This window comes from Nitrospirillum karajorum (assembly GCF_036348415.1).
GTDB classification, from domain to species: Bacteria; Pseudomonadota; Alphaproteobacteria; order Azospirillales; family Azospirillaceae; genus Nitrospirillum; species Nitrospirillum amazonense_B.
The window spans coordinates 437,255-449,142 of the sequence record NZ_JAZBQB010000003.1; the positions used below are offsets into that span (position 1 = coordinate 437,255).

The following is an 11,888-nucleotide window of genomic DNA, read 5'->3' on the forward strand; positions in this document are numbered from 1 at the left end:
CCCCCTGTAGCGGACATCGGGCGTTTCACGGAAGGAAGGTCCATGTCTTCGCGCACCCTCTCCCCCCGCACCACCGCCAATGCCTTGCGCCGTGAGGCCAAGCGTTGGCTGAAGGCGCTGCAGGCCGGCGATGTCGACGCCGCCGCGCGCTTCCTCAGCCAGTTCCCCGGGCATGCCACCGCGCCCAAGCTGCGCGAGGTGCAGCATGCCCTGGCGCGGGAGCATGGCTATCCCACCTGGGCGGCCCTGACCCGTGAGCTGGCCGACCGCGCCCGCACGCAGGAGGACCGCATCCGCCTGTTCCTGGAAAAGTCGGTCAACCGCTATGGCACCGATCCCGCCACGCGCACCTGGGGGGATTATGAGCAGGACGGTGCCGGCCGGGGTGCCGTCGCCGCCCGCCTGCTGGCCCGGCATCCGGAGATCGCCAAGGCCAGCATCCACACGGCCGTGGCGGCGCATGACCTGGACGCGGTGCGCGCCTTCCTGAAGAAGGACGCGCGCCTGGCGCAGGACCGCAGCGATTTCGATGGCTGGACGCCCCTGATCCGACTGGCGTACGCGCGGCTGCCGGCAGGAGGCGCGGATGGGGGCGCGGTCGCCCTGGACATCGCCACCCTGCTGCTGGACGCGGGCGCCGACCCCGATGCCGGCTGGTCGGACCAGGGCCCGGAATTCAACCCCCTGGTGGGCGTGATCGGTGAGGGCGAAGGCGGCCAGGCGCCCCACCCGCAGGCGCAGGCGTTCGCTCGCCTGCTGATCGATCGGGGCGCCAACCCGTTCGCCGCCCAGGCGCTGTACAACACCTCCCTGGGGGAGGACTCGACCGCCTGGCTGGACTTCCTGTGGGCGGAATCGGCAAGCCGGGGAGAAACCGGCAAATGGACGGGCCCCGCGCCCAACGCCCTGGGCGGGGACAAGGCGCGCAGCGCGGTGGCCTATCTGCTGGGTAACGCCGTGGCCAACGACCATCCCCGCCGGACGGAATGGTTGCTGGCCCATGGGGCCGATGCCAACGACATCAACCATTACTCCCGGCATCCGGTGCTCAAGCACGCCATCCTGGGTGGGCATATGGCCATGGCGGACCTGCTGCGGCGCCATGGCGCGCGGGAACCGGAGCTGAGTGGAGGGGAGAGGTTCGTGGCCGCCGCCGCTGCCGGGGACACGGCCACGCTTCGGCACTTGGCAGCGGCGCACCCGGCGGTCCTGCACCGGATGGCGCCCATGAGGGCCGCCATCCGAGCGAAGCGGGTGGACGCGGTGCGGACGCTGCTGGACCTCGGCATGTCGCCCGACATCGCCGACGACCATGATCACAGCGCCCTGCATGCCGCCGTCCACGCCGGGGCGGTGGATATCGCCCGCCTGCTGATCGAGCGGGGGGCCGAGGTCGACCCCTTCGACCGGCGCTATGGCGGCACGCCCCTCACCCACGCCGTTTATATTGGCCAACAAGCGATGGCGCATTTCCTGGCCGGACACAGCCGCAATTTCCGTGGCCTGTGCTTCGCCGGCAAGGTGGAGCGGCTGCGCACCCTGCTGACCGAGGAGCCCGACCGCGCCAACCGCCAGGACCGGCCGGGCGAACCCGCCCTGTTCTGCCTGCCCCAGAACGAGGAGGCGGCGGTGGAGGTGGCGGAGCTGCTGCTGTCCTTCGGGGGCGACCCCGCCTTCCGCAACCCCCTGGGCCAGACGCCGGCCGAGGCGGCGCGGCGCCGGGGCCTGGACGACGCCGCCGATGTGATCGAGATGGCGGCGGGGGAGTGAGGCGTTGCGACACTGAAGCCTTTGAAGGCCAAGCCCGCCCCCGGCACACTGCCATCCGTGACAAGGGGGGCCGTGACAAGGGGGGCCGTGACGAGGGGTGGGGGCAACGAGGGGGAGGATGACCGTGGTTCGGGGGCGTTTGGGCAAGGGGCATTTGGGCAGGGGCGTGGCGGCAGCCCTGATGATGGTGGCCGCTGGGGCGACACCCGCGCCGGCGGCGGATGCCATCGACTGGCGGCGGATGGCGGAGACCGACCTGAACGCCATGCATGACATCCTGGTGGCCAACCATCCGGCCATGGTGGTGGCGAAGGACAGCGCCCCCTTCCGCGCCTGGCTGGAAACTGGACGGCTGGAAGCGAAGAAGCTGCTGCCCGCCGTGCGGGATGAGGCAACCTATTTCGACCTGCTGCGCTTCTACGCCAGTGGCTTCCGCGACAGCCACATCGGCGCCTATGCGACCAAGAACGCCCCGTCTCTAAGGCGCAGTTATATCTGGCCGGGCTTCAACCTGGCGTGGGCCGGTGGCGGCTATACCGTCACCGCCCATGCGCCCGATACGGCCCTGCCCCCGGCCGGCGCCCAACTGGTCGCCTGCGACGGCGTATCCGCCGCCGCCCTGGCGCATGACCGGCAGGAGCGCAACGGACAGGACCTGACCCTGGACTCCCAACGCCGTAGCTACGCCTTCTGGCTGCTCTGGGCCAGTGAGGGCAGCCTGTTTCAGCCACCCCTGAAGACCTGCACCTTCAACCCGCCCGGTGGCGGCCCTGCCCGCTCCTATACCCTGAGCTACCGTCCCACCACGGAGGATAGCAGCCCCGCGCGGGCGGCCCGTGCGCAATTTGGCCTCAGCCGCTGGGGCCAGGAGGGCTGGTGGATCGGCGCGCCGGACATGGTCAGCGACCACGCGTGGAAACGCACCCTGAGGGCGGTGAAGACCCATCTCGAGGCCATCCGGCGGGCGCGGACGGTCGTGGTCGACGTGCGCGGCAACACGGGCGGCGGCGCCGACTTCGCTTATGCCCTGGCCGATCTGCTGTGGGGGGCGGATCTGGTAAAAGCGGGCAGACCCGACCTGGGGCCCGTGGTCTATCGCGCGTCGCGCCTGAATCGTGACCAGCTCGCCGCCTATCTGTCCCAGGGGAAGGATATCAGCCTTCAGACCGACACCGCCGCCAAAATACGGCGTCGGCTGGCACGCTATGATGATGCCATCGCCGCCGGCCAGAGCACCTTCACCGACGAGGCCCCCGCCCGGCCCAATCCCCTGCGCCCGCCGCCCAATCCCTTGCGGGGTCAAGTCATCGTGCTGACCGATGGCGCCTGCGTGTCCGCCTGCCTGGATCTGGTGGATTTGTTCCTGGCCCTGCCCAACGTGCGCCAAGCGGGCACCGAGACCGACGGCGACACCATCTTCATGGAAGTGACCGAGGCGCCCCTGCCCTCCGGCTACGCCGGGATGTCGTTCGGCCACAAGGCCTGGGTGGAACGGCCGCGCGGCTCCAACGTCAGCTACCTCCCCACCCCGGCCCTGACCTGGACGGGCGACCCGGCCGACGACGCCGGGGAGCGGGCCTGGCTGGCCAAGGCGGTAGGGATCGCGCCCTAAAGACGGGAGAAATCGAAGCGCGGGCGGAAGCCCAGCACGGTGGCGGCGCGGCCGGCGTCGTACACCCGGTCCAGCCGGACCGGCAGGGGCCAACCCCGGCGGTCGAACAGGGCGGCCAGGCGCGGCAGACGGGCACGGATCAGGCCCGCCGCATCCGTGGCCAGGGCCCCCGCCTCCTCCCGCCGGAAGGGGGTGAGGGCGGAAATGAGAAAGGTGCCGGGGACGGCCCCCGCCGCCGCGTGGACATGGGCCGCCGCCGCGTCGACCATGCTCAAGCCCCGGTGCAGGCGGTGGGCGGCACGCGTGGGGGACGGCTGCCGGAAGCAGCGGGCGATGCGCAGGACCGCCAGGCCCCTGGCAAAGGCGGGCCCGGCCTGGTCGCACAGATCCTCCGCCGCCCGTTTGGTCTCGTCATAGATGTCGCGCGGCCGGACCGGCGTCTTCTCATCCACCCAGACCAGGCCACCCGCTGGCGGCACCAGGCTGTGACCGTAGAGGGAGGTGGTGGAGGTGTAGACGACGCGCCCCACCCCGGCCTCGGCCGCCAGGCGCAGCAGCGTCGCCGTCGCCTGGACGTTCACCCGGTGGAAGTCGGCATCCGGCACCCGGCCCACCTGGGGCGCATGCAGGGCCGCAACATGGATGACCGCGTCCTGCCCCTCCAGGGCGCGCGCCAGCGCGCTGGCATCGGTCACGTCGGCCTGGATATCGGTGGTGGCCCCCGCCCGGATGTCCAGCCCGGTCACCGCCCAGCCGCGCGCCAACCCCTGGCGCACGATGGCGGCGCCCAACGGGCCGGACGAACCGGTGACCAGGATGCGCATCGGCCCCCCTCACAGCAGAACGGGGGACAGGTTTCCCCGCCCCCCGCTTATACCAGGAACGTTTCCCTCAATCGCCGGGCGCGGGCATCCGCCCGCTTGGCTTCCTCAGTTTCCAGTCCACTGCGTTTCCCGGAAACTTCCGGCGGCCCCCTTGGGGCCTAGAGCGGCATGAGGATTTTCATGCCGCTGTAGGCCCAAAAGACGATCCGTGGGATCAGCGCCGCCAGGCGATGACCGTCTGCTGCTGCGTGCCCAGCAGGTCGGAGCCCAGGCGCATGACGTCGCCGGCCTTCAGGTACACCGGCTCCGGCTTCATGCCCATGCCCACGCCCGGCGGGGTGCCGGTGGTGATCAGGTCGCCCGGCTGCAGGGTGATGAAGCGGCTGATGTAGCTGACCAGCGTCGCCACGCCGAAGATCATGGTGCTGGTGTTGCCGGTCTGGCGGCGGGTGCCGTTCACGTCCAGCCACAGGTCGATGTTCTGCGGATCGGCGATCTCATCGGCCGTGACCAGCCAGGGGCCGACCGGGCCGAAGGTGTCGCAGCCCTTGCCCTTGTCCCAGGTGCCGCCGCGCTCGATCTGGTACTCACGCTCCGACACGTCGTTGATCAGGACATAGCCGGCGACGTGGCTGAGCGCGTCGGCCTCATCGACATAGCGGGCGGTCGTACCGATGACGATGCCCAGCTCCACCTCCCAATCGCTCTTCACGCTGTCCTTGGGCAGCATGACGTCGTCATTGGGGCCGTTCAGGCAGCTGATGGCCTTGGTGAACAGCACCGGCTCCTTGGGCAGGGGCAGGTTGGATTCGGCGGCATGGTCGGCATAGTTCAGGCCCACGGCCAGGAACTTGGAAATGCCGGTGTAGGGCACGCCCAGGCGCGGGCTGCCGGACACGACGGGCAGGCTGGCGGGGTCCAGCGCCGCCAGGGTGGCGAGGCCCTGGGCCGACAGCTGGTCGGGGCCGATGTCAGCCACATGGCCCGACAGGTCGCGGATCTGGCCGGCGGCGTCCAGCAGGCCGGGTTTCTCCTGGCCCACCGGGCCGTAACGCAGCAGCTTCATGGGAAGTCCTACCCCTGAATTGAAAAGGCGCTCTGTTAGCGGTCGCAGTTTTCTTCCAACGTGATACCGCTGGCAATGCCGAACCTTTCATGCCCCGGCGTCGGCACCGGGACTTGACGTCGCAGCTTTTCCGCATGCGCCCCGCCATGCCCCCGCCGGCGCGGCTTATTGCCCGGTGCGGATATAGTCCGCCAAGCCGAGGGCCAGATGGTCGTACAGCAGGCGCACCCGGCGGCTGGATTTCAGGTCCGGGTGCATGACCAGCCAGGTATCGAGGTCGAAGCCCAGGGCACCGGGCAGCAGGTGCACCAGGTCAGGATCCCGCCGGCCCAGCCCCACGTGGCAAATGCCGATGCCAAAACCGGCGCGGATGGCCGCCAGTTGCGCCACGTCGCTGTCGGCGCGGAAGGCGAAATGCTCACGCCCGAAATACCGTCCCCGGGCGCGCAGGCTGCGGATCACGGCTGTTTCGGTGTCGAAACCGATAAGGCTGTGGTTGGCCAGGTCATCCCAGCTGGTCGGCGTGCCCTGGGCGTCCAGATAGCGGCGGTGGGCGTGCAGGCCCAGCGCGATGACGCCCAGGTGCCGGGCCACCAGGACCCCTTGCGTGGGCCGCACCATGCGGACGGCGATGTCGGCGTCGCGGCGCAGCAGGTCTTCCGTCTCGTTGGACAGGGACAGCTCAATCGCCACCCTGGGATGGTCGCGGCGGAAGGCCGCCAGCAGGGGGGCAGCACCTCCACCCCCACAACCTCGCTGGCGGTCACGCGCACGCTGCCCGTCACCGCATCCGCCGGGCCCGACGCCGCGCGCTGCAGGGCCGCGGCGGCGGCGGCCATCGCCTCGGCATGGCCGCGCAGTTCCAGCGCGGTTTCCGTGGGCGTCAGGCCCTGGGGCGAACGGGTGAAGAGCGCCGTGCCCAACGCGCGCTCCAGCTCCTCCACATGGCGGCCGACGGTGGGCTGGGTCAGCCCCAGCGCACGCCCAGCCGCCGACAGGCTGCCCTCCCGCAACACCGCGAGGAAGGAGCGATAGAGTTCCCAGCCGGGTTCGGATCTGGTCAAATAGCTACTCCGCCATGTTTGGAGTAATTTCCCTGTATATTAATATCGGCGTGATTCCATAATATATCTTTGGGCGACCAAGCCCCTTTCTAGCCATAGACGACAGTATTTCTGCAAATATAGCGATTACCGTGCTATGTCTTTCTGATGCAATATCTTCCCATTTCCGGCCTCTGATACTATCAAATGTCAGATCATTAGATTCCACAGTATCAACATATGCATCCTTTATCCCTATAACTTTCCATGTTCCCTGAACTGTTACACCGTACTTCATTATGATATTGTCGGCTGGAACTACCATACACTCTGGGTCGAGATTCATCCATGAGGCGCTGAAATTTTCCCCTGGCTCATACATATATGCCTGCAAAGTAAGTGGAAACAGCTTGATAATGTCCGACGCCAATTCGTTTTCTTTGATTTGCTGCTCTGTCATGGATGACGTATTCCCTATTATTATCTGGCTAATTACGTTGGGCATTCCCCATGCATCTTTTAACATTTTAAGATCTAATATCTTTAATATTCCAGAGAAAGAAACGAACTGCCCAATATTAGCGTTATGAATACTCTCGTGAATCAACTTCATACCTTCCAGATATTTAATAAAATTAATTGCATTCCCCCATAGGGGGTCATATACCCTCTCAAAAGAAGCGATGCTCTGACCACCAGAAATCTTTTCGAGATCTGCCTTAAGTCCAAACATACTAGAAAAACTTCCAGAATATAAACGCCTATTTGATTTTGATAACATCTCTTGACTTGATTGTTTCATTGAAAGAAGATGGCCGCCAGGCTCCATCTGTGAAATGAACGATGCAACCCTTCGGGCATCATGATACATAAAATCATAGACAATCTTGCTTTCCCGCTCTAATTTCCTTGCTCTTTTCCCAAAAAACCACATGTCGCCCTCATTTGTTTCAGAAAACATAAAGCCCAACATTACACCCTTGGGTTGATTAAAGCTCCATATACATTTCTGTATGCCAACCCAAAGATATTGCGCAATTACGTTTAGCTGACACTGCCCCTACCCTCTTGTCATCGCAACGCGGCGGATGAGGGATGAGATGACGACGAACGGCAAGACGGCCCTGGTGATTGGGGCCAAGGGCGGCTTCGGGGGCGCCGTGGCGGCCACCCTGCTGGCCCAGGGCTGGACGGTGAAGGCGCTGGCCAGGGGGCCGAGCCCGCGAGCGGACCTGGCGGCGGCCCATTGGATCCGGGGGGACGCCCTGAACGCCGACGACGTGGCCCAAGCCGCCCTGGGCGCGGATGTCATCGTCCATGCCGTGAACCCGCCGGGCTATAAGGATTGGGACAAGCTGGTGCTGCCCATGCTGGACAACACCATCGCCGCCGCCACGGCGGTGGGCGCCCGCATCGTCCTGCCCGGATCGGTCTACAATTACGGCCCCGATGCCCTGCCCGATCTGACGGAAGGGTCGCCGCAGAACCCCACCACGGTGAAGGGCGGCATCCGGGTGGCCATGGAGCAGCGGTTACGCCAGGCCAGCCAGAGGGGCGCCCGCGTCCTGATCCTGCGCTGTGGCGACTTCTTCGGGCCGCAGGCCGGCAACAACTGGTTCGGCCAGGGCCTGGTGAAGCCGGGCCGGCCGGTGACCTCCATCCCCTACCCCGGCCCGCATGCCGTCGGCCACGCCTGGGCCTACCTGCCCGACGCGGCGGAGACGGTGAGCCAACTGCTGGCGCGGGAGAGCGACTTGGCGGCTTTCGAGACCTTCCATTTCGGCGGTCATTGGCTGGAGCCGGGGGTGGAGATGGCACACGCCATCCAGCGGGTGGTGGTGGCGCAGGGTGGCAAGCGGCCCGCGATCACCGCCTTCCCCTGGTGGCTGGTGACCCTGGCATCCCCCGTCGTCACCGTGTTCCGCGAACTGCGCGAGATGCGCTACCTTTGGCAGCGCCCCGTGCGCCTGGACAATGACAGGTTAAAAGCCTTCCTCGGTGAGGAACCGCATACGCCACTGGACATATCAGTTCTTAACACCTTGGAAAATATGCACTGTTTAAGGATTTGAGCTAGAGCTCCCCACCGGTGGAAATATCCGGCCTGGACAAACGCCCCCGCTTTCCACATCAAATTTCCCCGAATTCACAATCCCTTCATATGGAGCGGGGAATGAAAAAAAGGGCGGTTGGAAAAATGACGGGGGCCATGTTGACGGCGGCGCTGATGGCCAGCGTGGCGACCAACGGCTGGGCCGAGGACAAGAAGGACAAGGGCGGGGAGGACAATCCCAAGGCGGGCAAGATCGCGGAGCAGATCGAGGCCGCCACCGCCCGCGCCCCTATCGCCGAGACGGCCAAGAGCAGCCCCCACACCGTCACCATCAAGGGCAAGAGTATCCGTTACCAGGCGACCGCCGGCACCCTGACCATCCGCGACAATGACGGCAAGCCCCTGGCCAGCATGTTCTATGTCGCCTATACCGCCGACGGCGCGCCGGCGACCAAGCGCCCGGTGACCTTCCTTTACAACGGGGGCCCCGGCGCGGCGAGCCTGTGGCTGCATATGGGGCTGGGGCCGGTGCGGGTGCGCACCAACGCCCCGGACAACACACCGCCGGCGCCCTATGTCTATTCCGCCAACGAGGACAGCATCCTCGACAAGACCGACCTGGTGTTCATCGACGCGGTGGAGGCCGGGTATTCCCGCGCGCTGGGCGAGGCCAAGGGCAAGGACTTCTGGGGCGTGGACCAAGACGTGGACGCCTTCGCCCGCGCCATCACCCGCTATGTCACGATCAACAACCGCTGGAACTCGCCCAAATTCCTGTTCGGCGAATCCTACGGCACCACCCGGTCCGCCGCCCTGGCCAACCGCCTGCAGCAGGACGGCATGGATTTGAACGGCGTCGTCCTGCTGTCCTCCATCCTCAATTACGGCATCCGCCAGCCCGGCTTCGACAACATCTACGTCTCCTACCTGCCCAGCTACGCCGCCATCGCCTGGTACCACAATCGCATCCCCAACAAGCCCGCCGACCTGCCGGCCTTCCTGCAAAAGGTGCGGGAGTATGCGCGCGGGCCCTACACCGTGGCGCTGGCCAAGGGGCAGGACATCACGCCCGAGGAAGAGGACGCGGTGGCCAAGCAGTTGTCGGCCTACACCGGCCTGTCGGTCGACTATCTGAAACATGCCAAGCTGCGCGTCAGCCAACTGCGCTTCCGCAAGGAGCTGCTGCGCGACAAGGCGGAAACCTTGGGCCGTTATGACGCGCGTTTCCTGGGGGTGGACAGCGATACCGCCGGCGAGGGACCAGAGTACGACCCCTCCTCCTCCGCCATCTCTGGGGCCTTCATCGCCAGCCAGCGGTCCTATATCAGCGGTGACCTGGGCTACAAGACGGACCTGAATTACCGCCGCAACGCCGAGGGCGCCATCACCCAATGGGATTGGCGGCACAAGATCGGCAATCTGACGATGTCCACGCCGGACGTGGCGTTGGACCTGGCGGAGGCCATGCGCCAGAACCCGCACCTGCAATTGCTGTCGATGAACGGCTGGTACGATCTGGCGACGCCCTTCTTCGGCACGGAGTACGACATCGGCCACATGCAGCTGGAGCCGGCCCAGCGCCGAAACGTGACCTTCAAGTATTACCCCTCCGGCCACATGGTCTATCTGAACCCCGAGGCGCTGAAGCAGATGATCGCCGACCTCGACGCCTTCTACGACAAGGCAGCCCCGGCGGCACCTTAATCAGGCCAGGCGAGCTGGGGCCGGCTTTGCATCGGGTTTGATGCGGCCGGCCCCCGCCACTGCGACAAAAAGGCGGGACACTGAAAAACCAGGGCAGACATTGACTGTGTTATAATATTACATTCCCTGTTATCGAGCCTGGTTATGCCAGGTTTTCAACAGGGAGTGGGGAATGCGTAAAACGGTCGTGGCCGCGCTGACGGCGGTGCTGTTGACCTCCGTCGCCGTGGCCGGGTGGGCCAGTGGCGCCGAGGACAAGAAGGACAAGGGCGGGGACGACACGCCGAAGAACGAAAAGGTGGCGGAGCAGATCGAGGCGGCCACCGCCCGCGCGCCGGTGACGGAGACGGCCAAGACCACGTCCCACACCGTCACCATCAAGGGCAAGAGCATCCGCTATCAGGCGACCGCCGGCACCCTGACCATCCGCGACAACGACGGCAAGCCCACGGCCAGCGTCTTTTATGTCGCCTATACGGCCGAGGGCGCGTCGCCGGCCAAGCGGCCGGTGACCTTCCTCTATAATGGCGGCCCGGGATCGGCCAGCCTGTGGCTGCACATGGGATCGTTCGGGCCCATCCGGGTGCGTACGGCCAGCCCGGACAACAACGCCCCGGCGCCCTACAATTTCAGCGCCAATGACGACAGCCTGCTGGACAAGACCGACCTGGTGTTCATCGACGCCATCGGCACCGGCTATTCCCGCCCCCTGGGCGAGACCAAGGGCAAGGACTTCTGGGGCGTGGACCAGGACGTGGACGGCTTCGCCCGCGCCATCAGCCGGTACGTCACGCTCAACAACCGCTGGAACTCGCCCAAATTCCTGTTCGGCGAGTCCTACGGCACCACCCGGTCAGCCGCGCTGTCCAACCGGCTGCAGCAGGACGGGATGGATCTGAACGGCGTCATCCTGCTGTCCTCCATCCTGAACTACGGCATCGGGCAGCCGGGTTATGACGAGGGCTACATCGCCTTCCTGCCCAGCTACGCCGCCACCGCCTGGTATCACAACCGCATCCCCAACAAGCCGGCCGACCTGGCGGCCTTCGTGCAGCAGGTGCGGGTCTTCGCCCGCGGGCCCTACGCCGCCGCGCTGGCCAAGGGCCAGACCATCACGCCCGAGGAGGAGGACGCGGTGGCCAAGCAGATGGCCGCCCTCACCGGCCTGTCGGTCGAGTACCTGAAGCGGGCCAAGCTGCGCGTCGACCTGTTCCGCTTCCAGAAGGAACTGCTGCGCGACAAGCGGCAGACGGTGGGCCGCTTCGACAGCCGCTTCCTGGGCGTGGACACGGACGCCGCCGGCGAAGGGCCGGAATACGACCCCTCCGACAGCGCCATCAACAGCGCCTTCATCTCCAGCCTGCGCGCCTATCTGGGCGGGGAACTGGGCTATAAGACGGATCTGGAGTACCGCGCCGGCTCCGACGACGCCAATGAGCAGTGGGACTGGCACCACAAGGTGCCCAGCGTGGGCAGGATGGAGGTGCCGGACGTGGCCCTGGACCTCAGCCTGGCCATGCGCCAGAACCCACACCTGCAGGTGCTGTCGCTGAACGGCTATTACGACATGGCCACGCCGTTCTTCGCCACGGAGTACGACATCAACCACATGGCCCTGGAACCGGCGCAGCGGAAGAACCTGACGTTCAAGTACTACCCGTCGGGGCACATGATCTACCTGAACCCAGATGCACTGAAGCAACTGGTCGTCGACCTGGACGCCTTCTACGACAAGGCGGCCCCAGGCGGCGCTTAAGGCACGACCCAGCCGGCCTCGCCCCATCCCCATTGGGCCCACCCCAAATGTGTAAGCCCA

The 11,888-nt window shown here is 66.0% G+C and carries 9 protein-coding genes and 1 pseudogene; 5 read left to right on the forward strand and 5 right to left on the reverse strand.

The window, feature by feature from the left end; genetic code table 11:
• Positions 1–42 precede the first annotated feature (42 nt).
• Together UCD39_RS15655 and UCD39_RS15660 are read left to right on the forward strand one after the other, a co-directional pair.
• Positions 43–1,770, forward strand: a complete 1,728-nt coding sequence (locus tag UCD39_RS15655) for an ankyrin repeat domain-containing protein (RefSeq protein ID WP_330496889.1) — start codon at positions 43–45, stop codon at positions 1,768–1,770.
• A gap of 118 nt (positions 1,771–1,888) precedes the next feature.
• Complete coding sequence (locus tag UCD39_RS15660; RefSeq protein WP_330496890.1) at positions 1,889–3,382, forward strand: hypothetical protein; 1,494 nt, start codon at positions 1,889–1,891, stop codon at positions 3,380–3,382.
• On the opposite strand, the gene UCD39_RS15665 is transcribed toward UCD39_RS15660, so the two are convergent.
• The 5 genes and pseudogenes from UCD39_RS15665 to UCD39_RS15685 all read right to left on the reverse strand — a co-directional run bounded on the left by UCD39_RS15665 (position 3,379) and on the right by UCD39_RS15685 (position 7,288).
• Positions 3,379–4,206 (reverse strand): NAD-dependent epimerase/dehydratase family protein, encoded by an 828-nt coding sequence (locus tag UCD39_RS15665; protein WP_330496891.1) that lies wholly within the window; start codon positions 4,204–4,206, stop codon positions 3,379–3,381. The genes UCD39_RS15660 and UCD39_RS15665 overlap by 4 nt on opposite strands.
• Positions 4,207–4,420: 214 nt before the next feature.
• Positions 4,421–5,272 carry a 2,4-didehydro-3-deoxy-L-rhamnonate hydrolase gene (locus UCD39_RS15670; RefSeq protein ID WP_330496892.1) on the reverse strand — a complete coding sequence of 284 codons (852 nt, stop codon included), beginning with the start codon at positions 5,270–5,272 and terminating at the stop codon, positions 4,421–4,423.
• A 165-nt stretch (positions 5,273–5,437) separates the two neighbouring features.
• Positions 5,438–5,965 (reverse strand): LysR substrate-binding domain-containing protein, encoded by a 528-nt coding sequence (locus UCD39_RS15675; RefSeq protein WP_330496893.1) that lies wholly within the window; start codon positions 5,963–5,965, stop codon positions 5,438–5,440.
• 233 nt (positions 5,966–6,198) lie between these two features.
• Positions 6,199–6,288, reverse strand: a pseudogene (locus tag UCD39_RS15680) (LysR family transcriptional regulator); the annotation flags it as partial.
• Between the two features lie 52 nt (positions 6,289–6,340).
• On the reverse strand, positions 6,341–7,288 hold the full coding sequence (locus UCD39_RS15685; RefSeq protein ID WP_330496894.1) for a protein kinase family protein: 948 nt from the start codon (positions 7,286–7,288) through the stop codon (positions 6,341–6,343).
• A 127-nt stretch (positions 7,289–7,415) separates the two neighbouring features.
• Between UCD39_RS15685 and UCD39_RS15690 the strand changes: the two genes are divergently transcribed.
• The 3 genes from UCD39_RS15690 (at position 7,416) to UCD39_RS15700 (ending at position 11,828) form a co-directional block, all read left to right on the forward strand.
• Positions 7,416–8,387, forward strand: coding sequence for an NAD-dependent epimerase/dehydratase family protein (locus UCD39_RS15690; protein WP_330496895.1), 972 nt, complete (start codon positions 7,416–7,418; stop codon positions 8,385–8,387).
• Positions 8,388–8,512: 125 nt separating this feature from the next.
• Positions 8,513–10,072 carry a S10 family peptidase gene (locus UCD39_RS15695; RefSeq protein WP_330496896.1) on the forward strand — a complete coding sequence of 520 codons (1,560 nt, stop codon included), beginning with the start codon at positions 8,513–8,515 and terminating at the stop codon, positions 10,070–10,072.
• 172 nt (positions 10,073–10,244) lie between these two features.
• Positions 10,245–11,828: a S10 family peptidase gene (locus tag UCD39_RS15700; RefSeq protein WP_330496897.1), complete on the forward strand. Its 1,584-nt coding sequence runs from the start codon at positions 10,245–10,247 to the stop codon at positions 11,826–11,828.
• Positions 11,829–11,888 lie beyond the last annotated feature (60 nt).